General features: G+C 69.3%; 21 protein-coding genes and 1 pseudogene. 11 read left to right on the top strand and 11 right to left on the bottom strand.

Annotated features, from left to right (window positions below; all coding sequences use genetic code 11):
• Positions 1–1,430 (top strand): amidohydrolase (locus ABZ260_RS20055; protein ID WP_355619570.1); only part of this gene is annotated, 1,430 nt, incomplete at its 5' end.
• Positions 1,431–1,521: 91 nt separating this feature from the next.
• Positions 1,522–3,123: a CocE/NonD family hydrolase gene (locus ABZ260_RS20050; protein WP_355619567.1), complete on the top strand. Its 1,602-nt coding sequence runs from the start codon at positions 1,522–1,524 to the stop codon at positions 3,121–3,123.
• A 28-nt stretch (positions 3,124–3,151) separates the two neighbouring features.
• Here ABZ260_RS20050 and ABZ260_RS20045 read toward each other — a convergent pair whose 3' ends face one another.
• Positions 3,152–5,986, bottom strand: a complete 2,835-nt coding sequence (locus tag ABZ260_RS20045; protein ID WP_355619564.1) for a PEP/pyruvate-binding domain-containing protein — start codon at positions 5,984–5,986, stop codon at positions 3,152–3,154.
• A 219-nt stretch (positions 5,987–6,205) separates the two neighbouring features.
• Entirely contained in the window at positions 6,206–6,862 is a 657-nt protein-coding gene (locus ABZ260_RS20040) for a hypothetical protein (RefSeq protein ID WP_355619561.1), read from the bottom strand.
• A 528-nt stretch (positions 6,863–7,390) separates the two neighbouring features.
• On the opposite strand from ABZ260_RS20040, the gene ABZ260_RS20035 reads away from it, so the two are divergent.
• Both ABZ260_RS20035 and ABZ260_RS20030 read left to right on the top strand, forming a co-directional pair.
• Positions 7,391–8,626 carry an FAD-dependent oxidoreductase gene (locus tag ABZ260_RS20035; RefSeq protein WP_355619558.1) on the top strand — a complete coding sequence of 412 codons (1,236 nt, stop codon included), beginning with the start codon at positions 7,391–7,393 and terminating at the stop codon, positions 8,624–8,626.
• Between the two features lie 105 nt (positions 8,627–8,731).
• The gene (locus ABZ260_RS20030) at positions 8,732–9,307 is read left to right on the top strand and encodes a GNAT family N-acetyltransferase (RefSeq protein ID WP_355619555.1); all 576 of its coding nucleotides are present in this window, start codon (positions 8,732–8,734) and stop codon (positions 9,305–9,307) included.
• A gap of 45 nt (positions 9,308–9,352) precedes the next feature.
• Here ABZ260_RS20030 and ABZ260_RS20025 read toward each other — a convergent pair whose 3' ends face one another.
• Complete coding sequence (locus tag ABZ260_RS20025) at positions 9,353–10,963, bottom strand: hypothetical protein (RefSeq protein ID WP_355553451.1); 1,611 nt, start codon at positions 10,961–10,963, stop codon at positions 9,353–9,355.
• A gap of 325 nt (positions 10,964–11,288) precedes the next feature.
• Here ABZ260_RS20025 and ABZ260_RS20020 point away from each other — a divergent pair, with 325 nt between their 5' ends.
• Complete coding sequence (locus ABZ260_RS20020) at positions 11,289–11,891, top strand: ATP-binding protein (protein WP_355619552.1); 603 nt, start codon at positions 11,289–11,291, stop codon at positions 11,889–11,891.
• A 416-nt stretch (positions 11,892–12,307) separates the two neighbouring features.
• Here ABZ260_RS20020 and ABZ260_RS20015 read toward each other — a convergent pair whose 3' ends face one another.
• The gene (locus tag ABZ260_RS20015) at positions 12,308–12,859 is read right to left on the bottom strand and encodes a hypothetical protein (RefSeq protein ID WP_355619549.1); all 552 of its coding nucleotides are present in this window, start codon (positions 12,857–12,859) and stop codon (positions 12,308–12,310) included.
• A 174-nt stretch (positions 12,860–13,033) separates the two neighbouring features.
• Positions 13,034–13,906: an RNA polymerase sigma factor SigJ gene (sigJ, locus tag ABZ260_RS20010; RefSeq protein WP_355619546.1), complete on the bottom strand. Its 873-nt coding sequence runs from the start codon at positions 13,904–13,906 to the stop codon at positions 13,034–13,036.
• A 132-nt stretch (positions 13,907–14,038) separates the two neighbouring features.
• On the opposite strand from sigJ, the gene ABZ260_RS20005 reads away from it, so the two are divergent.
• The gene (locus ABZ260_RS20005; protein ID WP_355619543.1) at positions 14,039–14,401 is read left to right on the top strand and encodes a hypothetical protein; all 363 of its coding nucleotides are present in this window, start codon (positions 14,039–14,041) and stop codon (positions 14,399–14,401) included.
• 364 nt (positions 14,402–14,765) lie between these two features.
• Here the strand turns inward: ABZ260_RS20005 and ABZ260_RS20000 are convergent, their stop codons facing one another.
• Both ABZ260_RS20000 and ABZ260_RS19995 read right to left on the bottom strand, forming a co-directional pair.
• A complete protein-coding gene (locus ABZ260_RS20000) occupies positions 14,766–14,954 on the bottom strand; it encodes a hypothetical protein (RefSeq protein WP_355619540.1) in 189 nt (62 codons plus the stop codon).
• A 109-nt stretch (positions 14,955–15,063) separates the two neighbouring features.
• Positions 15,064–15,474 carry an ATP-binding protein gene (locus tag ABZ260_RS19995; protein WP_355619537.1) on the bottom strand — a complete coding sequence of 137 codons (411 nt, stop codon included), beginning with the start codon at positions 15,472–15,474 and terminating at the stop codon, positions 15,064–15,066.
• 550 nt (positions 15,475–16,024) lie between these two features.
• Here ABZ260_RS19995 and ABZ260_RS19990 point away from each other — a divergent pair.
• Both ABZ260_RS19990 and ABZ260_RS19985 read left to right on the top strand, forming a co-directional pair.
• On the top strand, positions 16,025–16,876 hold the full coding sequence (locus ABZ260_RS19990; RefSeq protein WP_355619534.1) for a helix-turn-helix transcriptional regulator: 852 nt from the start codon (positions 16,025–16,027) through the stop codon (positions 16,874–16,876).
• Between the two features lie 14 nt (positions 16,877–16,890).
• Positions 16,891–17,103, top strand: a complete 213-nt coding sequence (locus tag ABZ260_RS19985) for a DUF397 domain-containing protein (RefSeq protein ID WP_355619531.1) — start codon at positions 16,891–16,893, stop codon at positions 17,101–17,103.
• Between the two features lie 387 nt (positions 17,104–17,490).
• Here the strand turns inward: ABZ260_RS19985 and ABZ260_RS19980 are convergent, their stop codons facing one another.
• Positions 17,491–17,850 (bottom strand): transposase, encoded by a 360-nt coding sequence (locus ABZ260_RS19980; protein ID WP_355619528.1) that lies wholly within the window; start codon positions 17,848–17,850, stop codon positions 17,491–17,493.
• Between ABZ260_RS19980 and ABZ260_RS19975 the strand changes: the two genes are divergently transcribed.
• The gene (locus ABZ260_RS19975) at positions 17,849–18,553 is read left to right on the top strand and encodes a type II CAAX endopeptidase family protein (RefSeq protein WP_355619525.1); all 705 of its coding nucleotides are present in this window, start codon (positions 17,849–17,851) and stop codon (positions 18,551–18,553) included. The genes ABZ260_RS19980 and ABZ260_RS19975 overlap by 2 nt on opposite strands.
• A gap of 302 nt (positions 18,554–18,855) precedes the next feature.
• Here ABZ260_RS19975 and ABZ260_RS19970 read toward each other — a convergent pair whose 3' ends face one another.
• Both ABZ260_RS19970 and ABZ260_RS19965 read right to left on the bottom strand, forming a co-directional pair.
• Entirely contained in the window at positions 18,856–19,578 is a 723-nt protein-coding gene (locus ABZ260_RS19970) for a MerR family transcriptional regulator (RefSeq protein ID WP_355619522.1), read from the bottom strand.
• A gap of 430 nt (positions 19,579–20,008) precedes the next feature.
• Entirely contained in the window at positions 20,009–20,218 is a 210-nt protein-coding gene (locus ABZ260_RS19965) for a hypothetical protein (RefSeq protein ID WP_355619519.1), read from the bottom strand.
• Positions 20,219–20,626: 408 nt separating this feature from the next.
• Between ABZ260_RS19965 and ABZ260_RS19960 the strand changes: the two genes are divergently transcribed.
• Positions 20,627–21,820, top strand: a complete 1,194-nt coding sequence (locus tag ABZ260_RS19960; protein WP_355619516.1) for an acyltransferase — start codon at positions 20,627–20,629, stop codon at positions 21,818–21,820.
• 19 nt (positions 21,821–21,839) lie between these two features.
• Here the strand turns inward: ABZ260_RS19960 and ABZ260_RS19955 are convergent, their stop codons facing one another.
• Positions 21,840–23,060 carry a LacI family DNA-binding transcriptional regulator gene (locus ABZ260_RS19955; protein ID WP_355619513.1) on the bottom strand — a complete coding sequence of 407 codons (1,221 nt, stop codon included), beginning with the start codon at positions 23,058–23,060 and terminating at the stop codon, positions 21,840–21,842.
• Positions 23,061–23,114: 54 nt separating this feature from the next.
• Here ABZ260_RS19955 and ABZ260_RS19950 point away from each other — a divergent pair.
• A pseudogene (locus ABZ260_RS19950) lies at positions 23,115–23,649 on the top strand (MFS transporter); the annotation flags it as partial.

Here is a 23,649-nt window from a genome sequence, read left to right as displayed (position 1 = left end):
GGTCCGCCAGGGCCGTGGTGTCTACGGCACGACCACCGCGGGCGGTGTCTTCCCCCGCACACCCCGGCCGCCCCTGGGTCGTCGGCGGCGGCTGGTCGATGGACCACTTCCCCGGCGGCACGCCGCGCAGGGAGGACCTGGACCGCGTCGTGCCCGACCGGCCGGTGTTCCTGCTCAACCGCGACGGGCACGGCGCGTGGGTCAACAGCAGGGCACTGGAGCTGGCCGGTGTCGACCGGCACACCTCCGACCCGCCGGACGGCCGGATCGAGCGCGACCCCGACGGCACCCCGACCGGGACGCTGCACGAGAACGCGGCCGAACTGGTCTCCCGGCTGCTGCCCGCCGTCTCGCCTGAGGAGTACGCGCAGGCGCTCATGGAAGGCCAGCGCCACCTGCACTCCCTCGGCGTCACCGGCTGGCAGGACGCCCTGGTCGGCGACTACCTGAGCTACCCCGACACGCTGGAGACCTATCGCGCGGCCGCGGCCGACGGGCGGCTGACGGCCCGGGTGGTGGGTGCGCTGTGGTGGGACAGGGACGCGGGCGTGGCACAGCTCGACGACCTGGTCAGGCGCCGGGCCACGAGCACGGTCGGCCGGTTCGCCGCCACCTCGGCGAAGATCATGCAGGACGGCGTGTGCGAGAACTTCACCGCCGCGTTGCTGGAGCCGTACCGGTCGCCGGGCGGGGGAGGGGAGAGGCGGGGGCACAGCTACCTTGACCCGGGGGCGCTGGGCGAGGCGGTACGCCTGCTGGACGCCGAGGGCTTCCAGATCCACTTCCACACGATCGGCGACCGCGCGGTGCGCGAGGCCCTCGACGCGATCGAGGGCGCACGGGGCAGGACCGCCGACCCGGAGCCGTCGCGTGGGCGTGGTCATCGGGGAGACAACCGTCACCACCTGGCCCATCTGCAACTGGTCCACCCCGATGACGTGCCACGTCTGCGGCGGCTGCGGGTCGCGGCCAACATGCAGGCGCTCTGGGCGGTTCGCGACGAGCAGATGACCGAACTGACAATCCCGTTCCTGGGCGAGGAGCGGTCACGGCGGCAGTACGCCTTCGGCGCGCTGCGGGAGGCGGGGGTCACGATGGTGGCGGGCAGCGACTGGCCCGTCTCCAGCGCCAACCCCCTGTGGGGGATACACGGCGCGGTCAACCGGCTCATCCCCGGCGACCGCGAGGGCGAGCCCTTCCTGCCCGAGCAGCGGCTGGCGCTGGCCGACGCGCTGAGCGCCTACACCGCGGGGGGAGCGTGGATCAACCACCTCGACCACCTCACCGGCACGATCGCCGTCGGAAAGTACGCGGACCTGGCCGTGCTGGACCGCGACCCGTTCGAGGAACCGGCCCACGAGGTCGCGGACACGCGGGTGGACCTCACCTTCGTCGAGGGCGTCCTGGTTCACGAGCGGACCTCCCGATGACCACGACCGGGGCCGGGCGGGCGACCCCGAGCGCCCTCCCGGTGACGACCTCGCCGAAGACCACCGGATCAACCTCAAGAGAGGATCCCTGATGGAAACCCTCAGGATCGGCCCGGCCCCTCTCCACCCGGGAGCCGAACAGTTCATGGTGCCCATGCGCGACGGCACCCGGCTGGCCACCGACGTCTACCTGCCGCCCGCACCCGGCAGGCACCCGGTCGTCGTCTCGCGCATGCCGTACGACAAGGCGAGCGCGTGGATGGCCGTCGACAGGATCGCGCCGCGCTACCTGGAGCGCGGCTACGTCTTCGTCGCCCAGGACGTACGCGGCAAGTTCCGCTCGGAAGGCGAGACCATGCCGTTCGTCCACGAGGTCGAGGACACCTACGACACGCTCGACTGGGTGGTGGGGCAGCCCTGGTCGGACGGGGCGGTCGCGATGACCGGCGACTCCTACCACGGCTACACGCAGTGGGCGGGAGTCGCCGGCGGCCACCCGGCGCTGCGGGCCGTCGCGCCCCGGGTGACCGGTACCGGCATCTCGGACATGCTCCTCGCCGGCCGGGTGAGCTGCCTGTATCAGGCCGCCTACTTCGCGCACATGTGGGTGGACAGGGACGTCCACTACTACGAGACAGACTGGTCGGTCCGGCCGCTGAGGGAGGTCTTCGAACCCGCCTTCTCCGCGATCGGAGCCCGCTCCGCAGCCGTGGACGCGATGCTGGCCGGTTGGCCGCCCGTCAACCCGTTCGCCTCCCGGCACCCGTTCACCGCACGCCCCGTCCCGGTGCTGCACCGGGTCGGCTGGTTCGACAACCTCATCGACCTGTCCATGCGCGACCACTCGGCGCAACTCGCCGTACCGGCCTGGCGGGACCTCGCCTACCTCGACGCCGACGCCTGTGACCACCACACCTACCATCTCGCCCAGGCCCCCGTCGCCCCCGCGGACGACCACGCGCTCGACGTCGCCCTGCTGGACCGGATCCTGCCCCGCTACCTCGGCCGGACGCTGGACTTCTTCGACGTGTTCGTACGAGGGCTGCGGCCGGTCACCTCGCTGTCGCGGGCGACGTGGTTCCAGGGGCACGACGGCGAGCGCACGGCGGGCGAGTGGCCGCCGCGGGACGCGGTGGAACTGCTCCTGCACCCGTCGGGGAACGCGCTGGCCACCACGCCGGAGACGGGTGCGCGCGTCGTCAGGTGGACGCACGATCCGGCCGATCCGGTCCCGTCGATCGTGAAGGATCCGTGGGTCTTCCTGCACGAGTACCCGGACGAGAGCCCGCTGCACGACCGGCCCGACGCGGTGGTCTTCACCGGCGAGCCCGCCGGGCGCCCGCTGGACCTGACCGGGCCGGTCAACGCCCTGGTCGCGGTCGAGACCGACGCGCCGAGCATGCACCTGTTCGTCAAGCTCCACGACGTGGCCCCCGACGGCTCCGCCCACATGATCTCCCGCGGGCAGGCGCTGATCACCGGACCGGCGGGCGTCCAGGTCGATCTCGGCCACACCGGCTACCGGCTGCGGTCAGGCCACCGGCTGCGGCTCGTGCTCTCCTGCAGCGACTACCCGCTGTTCGCCCCGCACCCCGGCACCGCCGAGGACCCGTGGTCGGCGACCGCCACGCGCCCCTCCGTTCAGACCCTGCGCCCGGCGGCCACCTTCCTCTCCCTCACCGTCACCCCGTGAGCCGCTGACCGACATCCTGTGCCCGTGGTCAGGCGGCGGTGACGACGCCGGAGGCGCCGTCGACGGTGATCTCCTGGCCGGTGACGATGTGCTCGGTCGCCCCGCTCACACCCACCACGGCCGGGATGCCGTACTCGCGGGCCACCACGGCGCCGTGGGAGTTGGCACCGCCCATCTCCATCACCAGGCCGCCCGCCGTCAGGAACAGCGGGGTCCAGCCGGGGTCGGTGGAGGGGCAGACCAGGATCTCCCCGGGTTCCAGGTGCGCGCCGACCGGGTCGAGGACGACCCTGGCGGCACCGGTGACGGTGCCCGCCGAGGCCGGGGTGCCGGTCAGCGCGCCGTCCACCGGTGCCCGTACGGCGGTGGCCTCCGGTTCGGTGCCGTCGGACAGCAGGACGCGGGGGACGTGCCTGCGGCGCAGTTCGCGGGCGGCCTCCGCGCGCCGCCGCGCCACGAGATCTCCCAGTGCGGCCTCCGCCGGCGCGATGGCCCTTGGCGAGGACGGGGTGCCAAGGGCCGCCCTGGCCTCGTGGAAGGTCAGGAAGAAGACGTCGTCGGCGCGGGAGAGCAGGCCACGGGAGGCCAGCTCGGCACCGACGGCCAGCAGCTCGGCCCGCATCGCGGCCAGGGCGGTCACCACGACGTACTTGGGCATCTCACGCAGGCCCGCCAGCGCGCGGGTCCGGCCGAGCGCGAAGCGGACGAGGTGCCCGCGCGGCCCTCCGGCACGCCCGCTCAAGGTCTTGATCATGACAGTGGCCTCGGCGGCGCCCCTGGCGAACAGCGCGTCGGGGGCCAGGGCCGGGTCCTCCAGCCGCAGGTAGTTGGCGAGGACGCCGAGGATGTGGGTCGGCTCCTCCGACCAGCGGGGCAGCCCGAGGTCGATCTCGGCGACCGCCCTGACGCCGTAGCCGGAGAGGAAGTCCGCCAAGCCGTCTCCCAGCACGTCGGGCAGCGTCCCGGCGTGGAAGCGTTCGGCCAGCTCGGCGGCGGGGGTGCCGAGCAGCAGGGAGGCGGCCTCGCCGTCCTCGCGGATGCGGGCGGCCAGCCGCCACAGCGCCAGGTCCATCTCGGTGGTCACGTTGTGCGGGAGCCCGCGCAACACCGTCTCCAGCTCACCGGGCCGGGCCCGGTCGCCCAGCACCAGGGCGGCCAGGCCGAGCATCGCGAACCCGGCGGCCGCGGCCGGGGCGATGGTCGGCAGCAGCGGGAAGACCTGGCCGCCCAGCATCCGCTCGACATGGTCGAGACGCTCGGCCGGGGTGGCGCCCCGCGGTGCCGGGAGCCGTCCCCGCAGACGCTCCCGGAGCAGCTCCACGTCCCGGTGCGCCGAGGCGGGGTCGCGCAGGGCCCGTACGAAGCGGCGCGGGATGTGGAAGCGGGCCGCGATCCGCATCGCCCGGCGCAGCGGCGGCCGGAGCGAGGGCTGGGTGACGCCGAACCGGGGGTCGTCGAACAGTCCGCGCAGCACCCTCGCGGACCTGGCCTCCATCACGTCGAGCACCTTCGGGAAGAGCACCCGGCCCACCCGGCTGCGAATGAGGCCGGTGACGTCGAAGAACAGCCGCCCGCCCGCCTCGGCGACGGGCGGGGCCCCGGCCGGCCGGTCGGCCACCGGCATCCCCAGTATCTCGGACACCGATGACGAGAGCAGCCTGAAGGCCGACATGCCCATGGGGGTGATCGGCCGGTGGAGACCCTGGGCCAGGCTGAAGCAGAAGTAGATCCGGGTGTCGCCGGGCCCGGAACCTCCGGACGGCACCTCCACCGAGGTTCCCGTGCCGCCCGTCACGGCGGGAGCACCGCCCGCCGGGCTCGCGGTCGGCTCCGTGTGGTGGGGGATCGGGTAGAGGGTGGTGATGGGACGCGCCTGGGTCAGCCAGAGAACACCGGCGGCGTCGATGGCCCACTCGATGTCCTGGGGTGCCCCGTAGTGCCGCTCGACCCGGTCGCCGAGCTCGGCCAGCGCCGCCAGCCGCTCGTCGGTGACGCAGGCACTCTCCACGGTGTCCGCGGGGGTCTCGACGTGCTCGACGCCGCCGCCCGCCAGCGACCGTACGGCCACCTGCTTGTCTCCCAGGCGGCGCTCGGTGATCCGGCCGGTGGCGGTGTCGAGCACGAAGTGGTCGGGATTGACCGCGCCGGAGACCACGGCCTCGCCGAGACCGGGACTGGCGTCGATCACCGCCTCGCGTCGCCGCCCGGTGACCGGGTTGGCGGTGAACATCACCCCGGCCACCTCGGACTGGACCATCTCCTGGATGACGACCGCCAGGCGCACGGTGCCGTGGTCGATGCCGTTCGCGGCCCGGTAGGCGACGGCCCGGTCGGTCCAGAGCGAGGCCCAGCACCGCCGGACCGCGTCCAGCACGGCGTCGGCGCCGATCACGTTGAGGTAGGTGTCCTGCTGCCCGGCGAAACTGGCGTGCGGCAGGTCCTCGGCGGTCGCGGAGGAGCGGACCGCGACGGGGCCGTTCGCGCCGCTCCTCGCGACGTCCGCGATGTCATCGGGGACCGGTGCGGCGAGCACGGTCTCGCGGGCCTTGGCGGCCAGCGCGTTCAGGGCGGCGACGTCCTCGGCGGGCGTGGTGGCGAGCGTGGTGAGCAGATCCTGCAGCGCGGTCCGTTCGGTGACCCTGCGGTAGGCCTCGGTGGTGACGCACAGGCCCGGGGGAACGGGGAGCCCGGCGGCGGTGAGCACGCCGAGATTGGCCGCCTTGCCGCCGACCAGGGGCAGCATCTCCGCCCCGATGTCCTCGAATCTCAGGATGAGAGGCAGGGGCGCCTCCTGCCGAGACCCCACCGGAGGCGCCGGGGATGGGATGCCGCCGGCCAGCCGGTCACGCTCCACGCCGTCCATCGGGCCGCTCCCTGTGTCGCTGCATCTGATGCGTGCTGCAACGTTAGGCCGGAGAGGCCAATAAATCAACAAATGATGAATTATCTGCCGTGCCCGCCCGGCCAAGGCTCGTCACGCCTGTCCCGCCACCGCTCGGGGGCTCGGGAAACGGAACGGCGACGGCGCCGGCCTGGTGAGGCCGGTGCCGCCGCCGCGAAACGCGAATCCGGGGGTCAGTGCCTAGTTGCCCCAGCCGAGGAGCCAGACCTGGCCGTTGGCCCCGTAGCGGTTCTTCTGCCACGGGTATGCCCGGGAGGAGCACACGCCCGTGTAGGGGTTGTAGGAGGTGCAGAAACGCCATCCGTCCGTGACGTCCCAGACGTTCCAGCCGACCCCGTACGCCTGGATGTTCTGGCAGCCCTCGTACATGTAGGTGGGCAGGTTGGTGCTTCCCGTGCAGCTCGCCGAGGTGTACGTGACCTGGGTGCCGTTGCCGCACCACGTGTGGTAGCCGAACCCGCTGAGGCCCGGAGCCCCGTACGTGGTCGTCAGATACCAGCAGCCCGACGTGAAGTTACCGGAGGTGTTGGAGAACTGCCTGGCGGGCGACAGGATGCCGCTGGCGAACCTGCCCTGGTTGGTGTCGATGATCCTGGGAGGGGTTTCCTGCTGGCGGGACATGTCGATGTACTTGTCCAGCCCCCTCCTGCGGATCTCGTCGGCGGTCAGGGCGCGCGCCGTGGGCCTGGGGGGCGGGTCGACCCGCTGGACCGGGGCGGTCGGCGAGCCGCCCGGGGCGGCCGGCGGGGCGGGTGAGAAGGCTCCGAGGCTCAGGACGGCGATCGCCGCGAACGCGCAGCTGACCGTGACTCGGGCGAATCGTCGATTCAATGGCATGCGGCATGCTCCTTATCAAAACGGCGCGCCGTGGGCAGGGGCGTAGACATCCCCGTCCACGGGGCGAGCTTGATGGCGTAGGAAATATATAAGCCCGCCTTTCCTGGAGTGCGGAATCTGGTTTCCGGCAGGGTAAACGAAAATTTCCCCGGGTAATCGGCAGGAGGCCTTGCGTGACCTCGCCGCCTGTGATTTCACGGGCCTGACCAGGCAGCAGGGAACCCGATGCGACGTGCACGAAAGGGATTATGAAGGACCGGCGTGTTTTTCCGGCGGGCGGCTCGGGCGCCTTTCCTGGGAATTCCCGAGAGTAAGCGGATCGTGCCCCGGCCAGACTTCTTTCACTGATTTACCGCCCGTTTGGGGGACGTGTTCCGACAAGCGTGCTCAATCCGGTACCGGGACCGGGCGCGGAAACCGGTCGTTCGTTTCCCGGGAGGATCGCCCGGTGCCCGTCACTCCGGCGCCCCGGATCCGGGCCTCTCGCGATCGTTGGAACCGGCGTGGGAATCGGATAGGAAGGAGAGCATGACTACCGAGCAGACGTTCGTCATCGTCGGAGCGGGCCTGGCCGGGGCCAAGGCGGCGGAGTCCCTGCGCGAGGAGGGCTTCTCGGGCCGGATCACGCTGATCGGCGCCGAGACCGAACTCCCGTACGAGCGGCCCCCGCTCTCGAAGGGCTACCTGCTCGGCAAGGAGGAGAAGGCCAAGGTCTACGTCCACGACGAGGGCTGGTACGCGGACAACTCCGTGGAACCGCTGCTCGGGCGCCGCGTGACGGACCTCGACCGGGCCGCGCACCAGGTGGAACTGCACGACGGGCGGCGCATCCGCTACGACAAGCTGCTCCTCGTGCCCGGCGCCTCACCGCGCCGCCTCGGCGTGCCCGGCGCCGACCTGGACGGCGTGCACTACCTCCGCAGCCTCGACGACTCCGAGCGGCTGCGCGAGGCGATCCGCGGCGGGGGCAGGGTGGCCGTCGTGGGCGCGGGCTGGATCGGGCTGGAGACCGCCGCGGCCGCCAGGGAGTACGGCTGCGAGGTGACGATCATCGGGCCGAGGGCGGTGCCGCTGCACGCCGCGCTCGGCCCCGAACTGGGCGCCTTCTTCGCCGACGTGCACCGGCGGCACGGCGTCGACCTGCGGCTCGGCCGCGAGGTGACCGGGCTGCTGGGCTCCGGACGCGTCCACGCGGTCGCCACCGACGACGGGCAGGAGGTCGCGGCCGACGTGGTGATCGTCGGTGTCGGCGTGAACCCCAACACCGAACTCGCCGAGCGGGCCGGCCTGGCGGTGGAGAACGGGATCGTCGTCGACGAGTCGCTCCGCACCGACGACCCCGACGTCTACGCCGCCGGTGACGTGGCGAACGCGTTCAACCCCCTGTACGGCACCCGCATCCGCGTCGAGCACTGGGCCAACGCACTCAACGGAGGTCTGACCGCGGGTAAGGCCATGCTCGGCCGGCCGGTCGTCTACGACCGGCCGCCCTACTTCTTTACCGACCAGTACGACGTCGGCATGGAGTTCTCCGGCTGGTTCGCGCCCGGCGGGTACGACTCCGTGGTCATCCGCGGAGATCTGCAGTCGGGCGCCTTTCACGCCTTCTGGCTCGCCGACGGGCGCGTCATGGCGGGGATGCACGTCAACCAGTGGGACGAGGGCATCGCACCGGCCCAGGATTTGATCCGCAGCGGTGCGACCGTCCGCCCAGAGCGGCTCGCCGACCTCTCCGTACCGCTGAGCGACGTCACGAAAGGCTGACGCACGGCCTCGCCCCCAATACGGGAACCGGAGCGGCCGCCCGCTCGTCCACGGGTAAGGAGCCGCCCCATGGGAAGAGGGTCCGTAGGAGGCGAGGAGGCGGGCATGGCCCCCACCGAAAACATGACCGTAGAGACACGCGGCCGCCGGGAGTCGCTTGCGCTGACCGGGACTGTCTGCGGCCTCTACCAGGCGGTGTTCTCGTTGCCTCCCTTCAACGGGAACCGCGCGGAGTTCGCCAACCAGCGCTCCTACTTTCCCCGCCTGATGGACCAGCCCGGATTCCGGCTGACCACCGCGCGCTCCGGCCCCGACTTCGTCGGATTCGGGTACGGGTACCTGCTGCCCGCCGACGCCCGCTGGTGGACCGGGCTGGCCGAACCGGTCGACGAGGAGTTCGCGGCCGAGACCGGGACCAGGACGTTCGCCATCATCGACTACGGGGTGCTGCCCGGCTGGCGTGGCCTCGGGGTCGGGCACCGGATCCACGACGAGCTGATCGCCGGATCCGGTGCCGAGCGGGCGACCCTGTCGGTGCAGCCCAGGGCCGCGCGGACCCGGGCGATCTACCGGCGGTGGGGGTGGCGGAAGGTGTCCCACAAGCTGCTGGACCCGCCGATCCCCGCCCCGGTCTTCGACATCCTGGTGCTGGAGAAAATACCCACGGCACGCCGCCGGTGAGCCGACTCGTCAGACGATTCGCGAGGTGATTCGCCAGGTGATTCGTCAGGCGATGAGCTGGAGGGCATGCAGCTTCTCGTCCAGAGCGGCCACCTGGCGGGTTCTCGCCCACGGGTTCAGCGCCTCGCGGATCTCCACCACCGAGCGGGCCAGCCGCGGCGAGGTGTTCCGGCAGGTGAGGCGGGCGGCCTCGCCGATATGCTCGCACGCCTCGTCGATGGCGCGCAGCCGCAGATGCGCGCGCGCCAGATCCAGCCGGCTGAACGCCAGGTTGCGGACGAACGTCGGGTCGATCCGGGCCAGGGAGCGGGCGGCCATCTCGACGGCGGCCTGGGCGTCGCCCATGTCCAGCAGACACTTGGTCTTGGTCGACAGATACTGCCCGTCGCCGTAGAAGTAGAGCAGCTTACCGCCCACGTCCTCCGTGCCCGCGTGGCCGAGCTCGCGGAGGGCCCGGTCCAGGCTCCTCATGCACCGGGCGTGGTCCTTGTGGCGATCGGTCTTGGCCGAGCGGCGCAACACCGCGGAGTAGGCGCGGGCGCCGACGTCGCACGCGTACGACACCAGCAGCTTGCTACCGGCCCGCTGCCCCCAGGCCAGCGCCCCCAGAGCGTGCTCGACCCCCTGGCGGGGATCACCCTGCCAGGTCGCCAGCTGCGACCAGTTGGCCAGGACGAAGCTGTTCATCGCGTCGTTGTCGGCCCGGTGCGCGGCCGACTTGGCCTGCTCGTAGTAGTAGTTCGCCCCGTTGAAGTCGTTGAGGTTGAACAGCACCCAGGCGGTGAACCTGCAGATGTTGGCCAGCAGGTACAGCAACCTCTCGCGCACCTCGTCCGTCGACGCGGCCGGGATCAGCGACCGCACCAGGTGCTGCTGGGCCAGCACGGTCCCCAGCACCGACTGGGGGCCGAGACTGTCCTCCTGGCGCATGCAGTGATGCAGCACCGCGTCGATGTGGTCGACCGTCGCCTGGTCCACCCGGGACGGCTCGGCGGCGATCAGGGCGAGCCGGTCGAGCTCGTCGTCGTTCAGCCGGTCCAGTAGCGGAGAGGCCGCCGCCGCGGCCGCCGCGGCCCTGACCAGGGCCAGCACGTCGCGCCGGTTCATGGACGCCGCCCACTGGGCGAGAGCCCGTACGAGGGCGTCGTACTCCTCCTCGCGGGTCGACCCGACCGGCGCGGGTCCGGCGGGCAGGGCCGGCAGGGTCGCCAGCACCCCCTGGATATCCTCGTGGCAGAGGCTGCCCGCGGCTCCCGCGGCCACCAGTTCTCGTCCCCGGAGTCGGGCGGCCGGGGCGTTGTGCTCGTCGGCATCGCGGTGGTCTTCACCGTCGACCAGATCGGCGGTGCGGCAGTGATAGATACGGGCCAGCCGGTTCAGACCGGCTATCGGCGGCTCGTTGCCGGTGGGGCCAGGCCAAGCCTCCCACGACCCGAGCTTGCGGGTCGTCAGTGGCTCGTTCGGCCAGTACTCGTTCCATAGATGGCAGACCTTGGCTTGTGTGAGTCGATGCGCCTCCCGGAAGCCCTGACGGGAGTTCAGGTGCCAACGTCGTTGGAACTCCGCTGCGACCTCCGCCCACGTGCAACCACGCTCGCGGAGTTCAGCGCTGAAGATGTCCATCTGCTGCTTGACGCTGCGCGGTGCACGTGGCATCGGCTCGGCCTCTCCCGGCGGGTCCTCCGGTGGTGATTCTTCGGGCCGAACGTTACTGGTCGATCACGTTCGGTGACGGCAGAGTGCAGAAATCAGCGACCAGATCGCCGATCCCTGCCGCGTCATCGTCGTGCGGGGCGAATCGACATCCGACAGCGACCAACAGACGTGGTCTCGTCGCCTGTTTCCGGCACGCTCCACACAGGAGGGTTGAGACAACGCCGGAGCCGCCGGATTCACGTGATCTCATGGCTCGGGCGGGGCGTCCCTATCTGCGCCGGGGACGTGCGACCGAATCTCCGTTGAACCTCCCTGGAGCCATCACATGACCGTGCTCCCCGTCGAACGGCCGGGACCGATGCACTCACCGTTTCACCCCGATCTGGGCGCCCCCGACGAGCTGTCCCTGGACGCGGCCGAGCTGCGGCTGGCGGCGCAGCCGACCGCCGCGTCCCAGGCCCGCGACTTCACCCGTACGCAGCTGCGCAGGTGGGGCCTGCGGGAGCTTTCCGATGTCTGCGTGCTGGTCGTCTCGGAGATGACCACCAACGCCATCAAGGCCACCGCCGTCCCGCACACCCCGGACGGCTACGCCTGCCCGCACCCCTCGGCCCCCTGTGCCTGCTCGCAGGTCGCCGGCCCGTACCCGATCGTGCTGCGGCTGCGCCTCACCACCGTGGGCCTGTTCGCGGAGGTCTGGGACAGCAGCGACGGCGAGCCCCAGGTCACCGAGGCGGGGGAGGACGACGAGAGCGGCCGGGGCCTGCAGCTCGTCGGCGTCTGCACCGACGAGTGGGGCCACTACCGGTCACCGGCCAGGGGGAAGGTCGTCTTCGGCCGCTGGGCTCTGCCGTTCGCCCGGCACGGTCTGGACGTGGTGCCCCGGCAGCCGTCCGGGTACCCCCGGATCCGTACGGCGCGTACGTGATCCTTTGCCCCGCGACGAGATATTGCCCTGCTTCCCCGGCAGTCGGCTGGACGCCGTTGATTCCAGCCTGTTTTGCCGGTCCGTTTTTACTAAGGTCTGCTCGGTAGGCGATGAATCTACCGATCCGGTGTCGACAGGCAAGGGCCGTGACGGGTGCCGGCCCATGCCTGCGAAAGAGAGCCGAACGGCTTTCGCGACACCGCCGGCCTCGCCGACGGCGCCTGACCGCGGAGGAACCGGTCGCCCGCCGCCGTCGACTCCCGCGCGTGAACCACGAACTCATGCGTCAAGAGACCGATGAGTTCTTCGGCACGGACGGTCGCGACGATCCTTGGGAGCGTGATCGTGCCTGACCGTGTCACCGGAGGCTGAACAGGCGCCCGCGGCCGTCCGCGCCGAGAACAAGAAGATCGAGGTCAGTTGCAGAGACTGATGTACCACACCGGCTTGAAATCTATTATTTCGAAATAGCCCGGGGGGGTTGACTGAATCTCAGTGTGTCGCTGGTCGAGGAACTTCACGGTGACGTTCTGATTGTTGTACACCAAGCTATTGCGATCGCCATTGACGCCCCAGTTGGTCAGGGCGTACTCGGTGCACCTGTAGAATTGAAATCCAATATTCTGACCACCGCTCCCCACCTGAGTGGTGCAGAATCTGGACGCTGGGCAGCGCTGTGTCCAGGCAACGCGCCCGATGCGGAGCGGGTCCTCCGTGTACTCGGCGCTGGGGCTCACGGTCACCAGGGCACCGGCCGCCCCGACCTCTGTGGTCTCGTTCGACGCATCGGACGATGCTTGCGGCGTGGCAGACGGCGTGCCGTCAGTCCCCGCTGCGACCTGGATGACGTCGGTGCGGAGCGGAGCGTCGTCCAGTGTCGCGGCGTTGGTGGTGGTCCCCGTTGACAGCAGTCCCACCACGACAAGTGTGGCCACGGCGGTTACCCGCTTGATGAGTGTCGCCTTCATGGACCTTCCCTTTCCAGGGTCGTACCAGTGGCGGATCTCGCCATGAAACGACCCTCACAAGGCACGCTTCAGCGAAGAAGATCCCGGGACGAGAAGGTCTGAAATGTTGGGAATCTTGTCCTTCCTTGGCCGCCCGGGTCCGGTCAGCGAAGGCCGGCCTCCGGGGAGGAACGGTCATGAACTCGCCCGCACCCACGGCCGCAGCTTTTCCGGATTGCGGACCGCCCAGATCCGGGCGACGCGGCCGTCGGCGACATCGAACGAGGCTACGGTCATGACGGTGCCGGCACGCTGGGCCACCAGGCCCGGCACACCGTTGACCGACCGCTCCAGGAGTTCGAACCCCGGAGCCTTGTCGGCGATGGCGACCAGGTACTGGGCGATGCGCGTACCGCCTTCGATCGGGCGTAGGACGGTACCGACCATGCCGCCGCCGTCGGCGGTCATCACGGCGGCCGGGTCGAGGAGCTCGATGAGGGCCGCGATGTCCTTGGCCTCCCACGCCTCTTTGACATGCCGCACCGCGTCGGCCTGCTCGGCCGCCGTCACCGGAGCCCGCGCGACGCGCACCCGCCGCCGGGCGGAGGCCGCGAGCTGCTTGCAGGCCGCGGAGGTCCGGCCGAGGATGCCGGCGATCTCGGCGAAGGGGTACCGGAAGACGTCGTGCAGGACGAACGCCACCCGCTCGGCGGGTGTCATCGACTCCAGGACGACGAGGAAGGCCATGGTCACCGATTCGTCCAGGACCATCTGGTCGGCGGGGTCGGTGCCATGGCCGTGGTCCCACTCGGTGTGGTCGGGCAGCGGATCGGGCAACCACGCGCCGACATAGCGTTCACGCCGGGCCCGCGCCGAGCCGAGCACGTCCAGGCAGATGCGGCCGGTCACCGTCGTCAGCCAGGCGCCGGGGGACACGATCTCGTCCTGCCGACTTCGTGGCAGCGCGTACCAGCGCGCGTAGGCCTCCTGTACGGCGTCCTCGGACTCGGCCAGTGAACCGAGCAACCGGTAGGCGACATTGAGCAGTTGGCGTCGCTCGCCGGCCATCTCATCGATGCTCGTCCCAGCCGCCCCCATGCTCCCGACCGCCTCCTCGCCTTACCTTTCGCCGGCCCGCGTCGTCGGGCTGGTGAGACCTTATCGACCTACTGCCCCCCGGGCGGAAAAGGGGACCGTGGCATGGCAACCCAGGCGACGGCACAGCGCCGCTTCTCGTTTCTGCAGATCGCGATCACCCTGCAGACCCTGACCATCTTCCTTCAAGCGGTCTCCGCCGGACTGCTGCTGACCTCGCCCTACGGAGAGACACTGCACAGCGCCGGAGCCCGCGTGATGTACGGGGCATCGGTGCTGTACGTGCTCGCGGCGGTGCTGGCGTGGAAGCCGGGCGGCGGCTCGCCCCGGCCCATCTGGCACGCGTCCGGCTTCCTTGTCCTCGCCTCGGTCCAGGTCGCGCTCGGCATCGCGCACATACCGTCGGTCCATCTCCCCCTGGGCGTCCTGATGTTCGGACTGAGCGTGCTGGCGCTGGCACGGCGCTGAAGTCCGATACGGGGGCATACAGGGATCAGCTGGGGCCTGTCTGGCGGATCAGGCCGCGTCAGGGGGCCTTTGTGCTGGTGAGCGGGGACTGGCGCGTCGAGATGCATGCGGAGGAGGGCGACAACGAGGTGTTGACCGGACTAACGGACGACGCGCCGAAGAGGTCTGCTTCACCCGCTTGGTCTAGCCGGTACACGTTGCGCATCTGAACGATGAAGGAGCGCAACGAAGTTGGACGCGACATCTCGTGACATCCGGGCGATCCGCCTGCCGCGTTGGGGCGGGGGGCCCAGAGAGTCGGGCAGTGTCCCGGCTCTGGGGCCGGGCGTCGCGGGTGAGGTGGTGCGCAGACCACCTCCCGTCGCTATCGCACGAGTCCGTGCAGCAGTGCGATCCACATCGCGTCCGCCTCGGGGGCCTGCCACCGGTCGCTCTCGCCGATGGACGGCCCTGCCGGTACGCGCTCGGTACGGCGGACGAACCTCAGCTCGTTCACCTGGCACAGCTCATAGAGGGTCGGGCCGCAGGCGCAGGTCCATCTGAGGACTCGCACCTTTTCGTCCCCGCGTGATGGACCCCAGGCCAGGGCCTCGCAGTGGGATCGCGGGGGAAGCACGTGGGGGCTCAGGCAGCGGGGCGGGCAGTCCCAGCGGACCATGTGGTCACCGTCCGCCGAGCTGGAACCAGACGACCCGTCCGGCCGAGGTCTCGTACCAGCCCCAGTCCGAGGACAGTTGCTGGACCAGCCAGAGACCGCGTCCGCCGCCGCTGTCGGGATCGGCGTCCGGGCAGACCTGGGGTCGCTGTCCGGTGGTGGATCCGGCGTCGATGACGTCGATATGGAGCGTTCCATTGTGATGGGCGACGGCTATGGTGACCCGGCCGTTGGGGGTACGGCCGGAGTCGGAGTGGCGCACCGAGTTGGTGACCAGCTCGCTGAGCAGAAGCAGCGCGTCGTCGGCGTGCGGGTGACCCACACCGTCGAGCAGCTCGCGGACGTAGCTGCGGGCCTGCGGGACGGAGGCGACCTGCGCGGGAAGCTCGACCTGCCCGAGCAGCCCGAGCGTGCTCATCGCACCCCCCGTACGATCCGCCCGAGCCGCTCCCGAGCCTGCGCCCCAGTCCGGGCGTCCCGACCCCCGTTCCGTCCCTGACCTCGGCTCCTGCCCTGGTCCCGCTTCCGGCCCCGGCCCCAGGTGAAGGCCGGCACGCGGCCCCGACGCTCGGCCGAGGACCCGAGCTGCCTCGGAGGCAAGAAGATCTCCATGCTTGGCTGGCCGGGAGGGAAGCGGACCACGGAGTCGAAGCCGAGCTCATTCAGATCCCACGCCAGCCGTACAAGGTGGACGAACTGTTGTTCCGTATCTGGTGCTGTCACTGATCCTGCCCTTCGTTGACTGGAGAAGCCCGAGCGGGTGGCGAGGCGTTTGATCTTTTGTTGCTGTAATCGCCTCGTCTGGAGCTCAGATGGCAAGATCTTGATCTTTGGCCATCTGTGTCGATTCAGCTGCTTGCCGCGAAGGGGTACGGCGTGCTGGTTACACAACATGATGCACAAGTTACGGAGCGTACGCAACGTGTTGCGTAGACACTGAACGCGATGACACCGCTACTCTTTGCTGCATGACTCAACGGCGACAGACCCCAACCGCTCGCCTGCGACGGCTTGCGATGGAGCTACGACAACTCAGAGAACGCTCGGGTTTGTCCCGTGAACAGGTGGCCGACGCCACCGAGATCAACCGCGCCACCCTGTACCGCATCGAGATGGCCCAGGCGAAACCTCAGGTGCGGACGCTACGTGCGCTGCTCAACATGTATGGCGTGCCGGAGGATCATCAAAACGACCTGATCGCGATCTTGAAGCTGGCCAAGGAGGAGCACTGGCTGCAGGTTGCCTCGGAGAATCTGCCTGATCAGTATGCCACCTATATCGGGTTCGAGAGGGAGGCGGCAGGGGTGCTCAACTACGAATCATCGTTCGTCCCGGGCCTGCTGCAAACCGAGGCGTACGCACGGACGGCGATCCCAGCTGGCGCTCCGGAATTACCGGCAGCAGAGGTCGAAAGCCGGGTGGCGGCCCGTATGGCTCGCCAGGCCAAGCGCGATCCGTTGCCGACCATTGAGGTGATCATCGATGAAGCGGTGCTGTGCCGTCGTGTCGGTGGCCCCGAGATTATGCGTGAGCAACTGCAGCGCTTGCTCAACGAGAGCGAACAATCCCATGTGACGTTGCAGATGATCCCGTTCAGAGCCGGTGTTCATCCGGGGATGCATGGATCATTCGTCATCCTTCAGTTTGCCCAGGACGTGCATGATGTCGTCTATATCGAGGCGAGCACAACAGATCTCTTTTTGGACAGCGAGAAAGACATAAGACGATATAACCTGATGTTCAAGCACCTCCAAGCCATAGCAGCCACCCCAGATGAGAGCCGCGACCTCCTGGCTCGTGCGCTCACAGACGTGAACTGAGAGGAGGTGCGGGAGTGAACAAGGAACTTGATCTTTCCCGTGCCGAGTGGCGAACCAGCAGCCTCAGCGGCTCGAATGGTCAATGCGTGCAGGTCGCTTTTCTCGGCGAATATGTAGCTGTACGTGACAGCAAACACCCCCAAGGACCCGTGTTGACCTTCCGGACGGGTCAGTGGAGCGCATTCATCTCCGAACTCAAGAGCGGTGAGACTGTCCAAAATGCATGAATGAGGCCGGTCCCGAGACTGGGATGGGGCATCTGAGCTGCAATAAGGCTGGTCCGGAGATCGAGGGCCGAAATGAGACCGGCCCCGAGGCCGGAGTGGAGCCATCAAGTTCCGGTACGAGGCGTACGCCATCGGCCGACCGCAATGAGACCGGTCCTGAGACCGGAGTGGAGCCGACCGTCGGGTGGACGGCGTACTCGCGCGGGGGGCACCCGCAATGAGACCGGCCTTGAGACCGGAGTGGAGCCGCGCACGCCGTACGTCATCCTCGCCTGGGGGCCGGACCCGCAATGGGACCGGTCCTGAGACCGGAGTGGAGCTTAATGAGTCTCGCTGGCAGCCTGGCACGCAAGGTAGGGTCCAGGCCCCTGGATCATCGGGGCCACCTCAGGCCGGCTCCCGGGCGGCCTCGACGGGGGTGTGCACCGCCTGGACCGGGGCCCACGAGCCGTGGCTTGGTTTGAGCGCCGGCACGAACGGCAGCCCGGCGGCCCACAGCTCGCCGGTGAAGGCCGCGTGGTCGCCGTAGAAGCAGCCGGCGACCACGGCCCGAAACGACACGCCGGCCGCCCGCGCTTGCTCAATCAGCTGTGTCGCCGGCTGCGGCTTGGTCTGAAACGCCGGGTTGCTGCGCCCGCCGGGCAGGCCGACGACTCGCCGATGTCCTGCCGCTGATGGCGCTTCACTTCCATGATGGGGGTCGTCAGTTGACCATGTCCTTAGGGCACGGATGAGACTCGCTGCCATGAACACTGTGGATGAAGTTCCCATGAACCAGAGCCGCCGCACGCCCGTCCGGCCCGGCTGGCCCGAGCTCGGCGTCGCTGTGCTCGCGGCCGTGATCCTGTACGCAGTCGGGTCGACGATCGCCTACCTGCTGCCGGCCGGCTCCCCGGTCTCGCCTGGCCAGGCGAACTTCCTCGTCTCGGGCCTCGCACCGCTCGGAGCGTTCGTCGTCGCCGTGCTCATCCGCATCCGCGACGTCCGCCCCTTCGGGATGCGGCGCGTGCATCCCGGTTGGCTGCTCGCGGCCATCGCGATCGGCCTCGCGTGCTTCGCGCTCAGCTGGCCGATCTCGGCGATCTTCGACCCGTTCTTCCCCGGGTCGGAGAACGTCCAGCAGGGCTATCGCGACGCTGCGCGCTCGGGCGTGCTCTCCCTCGTGGTGACGATCGTGCTCGGCGGCCTGCTGACGCCCATCGGTGAGGAGGTCCTGTTCCGCGGTGTGTTCGCGAGCTTCCTGTTCCGCTGGGGCACCTGGATCGGTGTGATCGTGAGCGCGGCGGTCTTCGCCGTCGCGCACGGCATCAACAGCGTCATGCCGCTCGCGTTCGTCGTCGGGCTCGGCACCGGGCTGCTGCTCCGATTCTCCGGCTCGATCTGGCCGGCCGTGGTCGTCCACGTCGTCTACAACAGTTTGGGCTTGCTGTACCACGGCATCGGCTACTGAGCTACTCGACGAGCTTCCCCGCGATCGAGACTCACGCATGATTGCCGCGAGGGCGGGGTCGATCGCCTCTTACCGCTGCGTGGCTGTACGTGGACCTGGTGCGCGCGGATGCTCTGGGACCAAACAGGAGGCGCCGGCCTTTCCGCTCCGCGAGAGGTACGCCGTGGTTGGCGATCTGCAACATCGGAGGGCGAACGTGCCCGCGATCGTGAGAAAGAGCGCGGGCTTGCCGGCCGAGAAGCGCAATGCCTCCGGCCGGCTCGTCGAAGCGCCGTCACCACCAGCCGGATACGAGCCCTCGATCAACTCGCCTCGCCTGCCAGCGCCTGGGCGCGAGCGAGTACCTTCAGCTGGGCGGCGTTGAACAGCTCGGCGAAAGCGGACGCGATCGCGGCCTCGGCGAACCTCGGGCCGCGCGTCGCCGCGGAGCCGGGGTCCGCCATCCAGGGGAACCGGGCCTGGCTCCGCTGGATCGACTCGGCCAGATGGCGCGCGATGGTCTCGATCGTCGCGTCGTCGGCGTCCTCTGGGAGGTAGTAGAACTCTTCGTCGGCCTCGCCCTCGGTGGCCTCTGCCATGAGCTGACGGAGGTCGTCGAGAGCGCTGTCCTTGAGTACCCCCGAGAACACGGTCAGCAAGGCCCGGTCCCGCTCCGACAATCCTTCGGCGACCGGGCCGAACGGCAGTGGGGTGTCCAAGGGGGCCCGGTACTTGAGGATGACAGCCAGCTCCACGCGAATCCGTTGCAGGCGCTCGATCGTGCCTGCCAGCTCGGCATCGAGCACGCGGATGGCTTCGTCGGGCTCCTCGTCCGCACTCCCCATCGCCCGGATCTGGGCGAGCGACAGGCCGAGCTCGGTCAGCCGCTTGATCTGAAGCAGCCGGACGAGGTGCGTCGTCTGGTATTGCTTGTACCCGTTGGGCGCTCGGCCGGGCAACTCGAGCAGCCCCATTTGGTGGTAGTGCCGCACCGTCTTGATGGTGGTGCCGGCGAGGTCGGCGAGCTGTCGCGTGCTCCAGGCCATGCCCGGGTCCTCCTCTGATGTCGCGCCGGATCGTCCTGGATCGAGCACAGCCCATGCCCAGGGACACGTTCAACCGCCGGGCCCTCGATCCTCGTTGTAAGAGCAGACGACCATCATCATGCTCGTCGAAGACACGGATGCCCACGCTCGGCCAGATCCATCTTCTCTGCGATGGCTCGGGCAACCGGTTGACCCGGTCGCGGATTGCAGGTTCCGCGACCGGCTGTCCAACGTGACCGCCGCTGAGCAGGCAATCCGCGTGTCGTGTCCGCCGGCGGGGCCACGCAGAATCCGGAGGTCTTGGCCAATCGTGCGCTGACTGGCCGGAACCGCCGTTCAGGGCCCGGAGGTGTGATCTCATCCGGGCTCTGGTCGCCTTCGTGTCGGCACGAGTTCGGGAGCCCAGCGGCCGGCGTCTGTCCCCGCGCGATCAACCGATCGCGTGGATGCCGAGTTCTTCGTACCTGGAGAAGATCTTCTCCAGGTACTGGTCGTAGTAGTCGATGTCGCCCCGGGTCTCGTTGTGCGCGATGTACCCGATGCCGTTGTCGGCGGCGTAACGGAGGACTTCGGGGAGGTCGAACCTGGGGCCCCGCGCCGCCCTTGTCGGAGCCCTGACCCTCGCCGCTACGGCACCCACCCCATGAAAGACGGGCCCGTCGGCACTGACGGCGGCGTGATGCCCAGGCGCTGACGAACGCCTCCGGCAGCTCGTCGGTACATGGCACTGAAAGGCAACATCATTGCGCCGACGGGAAATTATGTAAGATCTTTCACTTTTAATTATGGGAAGTATGGCCGGCGGAGATTCTGAGAACAATATTCGGATTCGGTAATCTTTATGGTCTGATTTGTCCGATAGGCCGGAGGGGGGTCGTCAAAGATCTCGAACGGTTCGTCGATATTCGGGACCGGATGCTGATTCGACGGTTACTCCGAATGGCAGCGGCATCATCGGAATCTGCTGTTTATCAGCGCATCCCCAGCTGATATGGCAAAGTGTCCAACCGATATCGATAAGTAGGGGTGGACCGTCCGAGGGATATCGGTGCTGAGGCTGCCCTTCGCCTGTCCGTACGAAGAGTCGGCGTTCGGTAACCGAGGTCAAGTGAATCCTTCCCCCTCTCGGAGTGTGGCCGTGGAGCGCCACAGGTCTCCCGGCCTGGTTGCAGGGGTCGGGCGGCACCGTGCCCCGAATCGCGACCGGCTCCACGAAATCGATGCGCTCCGTATCGCCGCGGCTGTCTTCGTGGCGATATACCACTACGTCTTTTCCGGGTACGCGGGCGGTGCGATCCAGGTCGGTTTTCCCGCAGGGAGTGAGATCGCCAGATTCGGCTACCTGGGCGTGGACGTGTTCTTCATGATCAGTGGCTTCGTCGTGCTGCTCAGTGCCTGGAACCGTCGCCCGGGAGCCTTTCTGGTCTCGCGAATCGTCCGCCTCTATCCGGCCTTCTGGGTCGCGGTCACGATCACGACGGTGGTCTCGGTCACGCTGGGTATGGGAAAATATCCCATCACGTTTGGGCAGTATCTGGCCAATCTGACGATGTTCAACGCGTTGCCCGACATTCCCAATGTCGACGTCGTCTACTGGACTCTGTGGGCCGAGATCAGGTTCTACGCGCTCATCCTTGTGCTCGCCTGGATCGGCATCACGCGAAGCCGGGTCATCGGAGTGCTGTGGGGCTGGTTGGCCCTGACCTTCCTGCTGCAGAGCGGAGTGCTTCCCTCCTCGGTTCACTCGGTGGCCGACCTGGTGGTGCAGTCGCAGTTCTCGCACTACTTCATCGCGGGCATGGCCCTGTGCATGGTCTACCGGTTCGGCCTGTCCTGGCGGCTCGGCGCGATCGTCGTGGTCTCCCTCGGCAACGCCGTCTACCGGGGCATCGAGTTCGCCGGCAAGGTGGGCACCCGCTACCACACCGAGATCGGGACCGCCGTCGTGGTGGCCGTCATCATCGCGATCTTCATGGTGATGACCCTCGTCGCGCTCCGCGCCACCCAACGTCTCGGACGTCCCTGGTTCGCCGTCGCCGGAGCGCTGACCTACCCGCTGTACCTGGTCCACGCGCACGTCGGTTTCGTCATCTTCGACCGGCTCGGCGGCAGCGTGCCACGGTACCTCCTGCTGGCCGGCCTGGTGGCGCTGATGGGCCTGGCGGCCTACGCCATCCACATCCTGGTCGAACGCCCGCTGGCGCCCTTGCTGAAACGGCTTCTCACGCCGGTGGCTCGGTGACGCCGTGCGTGTCCGTCTTTCAGGGCCGGCGGGTGGAGGTGCGGCTGATCAGGTGCCAGGAGATGTCGGTGCTCTGGCCGGCGGGGGCGGGGTGGCCAAGGGCGGTGCGGGCGCAGCGGGCACCCTGGTCGCGGAGGGACTGGGCGATCGTGGTGAGCCCGGCGGGGGTGGCCGCGTCGGAGTCGTCCCAGCCGCTGAGGGTGAGGTCGCCAGGGACGCTCAGGCCCAGCCGGGCGGCGGTGCGCAGCGCGCCGAGGGCCAACTCGTCGCTCATCGCGGCGATCGCGTCGCAGGCGTACGGGCCGGTGAGCAGTTCGGCCGCGATGGCTTCGGCCTCGTGCGCGCTGTTGGTGGAGCAGACGGCGACCAGGACCTGTGACCAGTCGCCGCCGGTCTCGGCCCAGGCGTCGCGGTAGCCGCGCAGGCGCTGCCGGGTGACCCGGAAGGTCGAGGCGTCGGGGTCGATTCCCGGAGACGCGCCGGCCGCAGTGGTGCCGGGAGGTTCGGCGTTCGGGTCGAGGGCCGCGGGGACGGAAGCACGGACAGGGGCGGAGGGCGCGGTAGCGGGAACGCGATCTGGAGTAGGAGTACGCCCGAGATCGGGGAGTGGGCCGGGACCGGCCGTACCGAAGGCGACCTGGGAGATCCGGTCGCGGTCGAGGGGGAAGCTCAGCACTCCCGGGCGCCGTGCCCCCGCGAAGACCTCGCGGCCCACGGCAGCGGCGGCGGCGCGGTCGTCTGCGGCCACGAAGAACAGGCCGTCGCGGTGGGGGCCGCCGTGGATCACGGCGGGCAGGCCGGTGGCGGTGATGGCGTCGATGACGGGGTCGTCGTCGGCCGTCGTCCAGACCACGAAGGCGTCGACGGCGGCCTCGGTGACCCGGTCGACGTCGGAGGGGGCTCCGGTGACCGGGACGAGCGTCAGCGCCATGCCGTGGTCGGCGCAGACCTGGGCGACGCCGGACAGGAAGCGGGTCGCCTGGGGGTCGTCGAAGGCGTAGGTGAGGTGCTCGCCGAGGACGACGCCCAGGGTGCCGGTGTGACCCCGGCGCAGTGACCGCGCGCCGGGGTGTGGCCCCGGGTAGCCGAGGCGTTCGGCGGCCTCGCGGACCCTGGCCCGTGCCTCGTCGGAGACCCGTCCCGGCTGGCCATAGGCGTACGAGACGGTCATCACGGACACCCCTGCCGCGCGGGCGACCTCAGCCATGGTCACCCGGCGTCGCGCCGTCCGTCCGCTCATGGGCCGAGGATATCTGTGTATCGATACACAAGGAGTTTGTGTATCGTTACACACGTGTCAGTGGATAAGGGCGGTACCCGGGCGCGTACGGCCTATGCGGGCTTTGCCGCGTTCGGTGCTTTCTGGGGAGTGTGGGGTGCCTCGGTGCCCGCTATCCGTGCCCAGGCGGAGCTCAGCGACGGGGAACTCGGTACGGCGCTGCTCTTCATCGGGGCGGGGGCGCTGCCCGCGATGCTGGTCACCGGCAGGGCGGTCGACCGCTGGGGGCTCCGGGTCGCCGCGCTGCTGCTGGTGACGCTCGGCGCGGCGGGGACGCTGGTGGCCGTGGCCGGACGCGACTTCTGGAGCCTGTCGGCGGGTCTGGCCCTGCTCGGCGCCTCCTCGGGCGCGGCGGACGTCGCGATCAACTCCGCGGCGGGGTCGGCGGAACGGGCCTCCGGCAGACCGGTCATCACCCGCGCGCACGGCACCTTCTCCGCCCTGGTGGTGGTCGGCAGCCTCTCCGCCGGGCTGCTCGGCGCCCTGGGAGTGCCGGTCGTCGTACCGTTCCTGCTGGTCGCGGTCGCCGCGACCGGCGCGGCGCTCAGCG

Origin of the sequence: Streptosporangium sp. NPDC006013, from assembly GCF_040614275.1 — a bacterium.
In the GTDB taxonomy this organism is placed as follows: Bacteria; Actinomycetota; Actinomycetes; order Streptosporangiales; family Streptosporangiaceae; genus Streptosporangium.
Note: the sequence above shows the minus strand (reverse complement) of the source record. Positions and strands in the feature narration are given on the sequence as shown.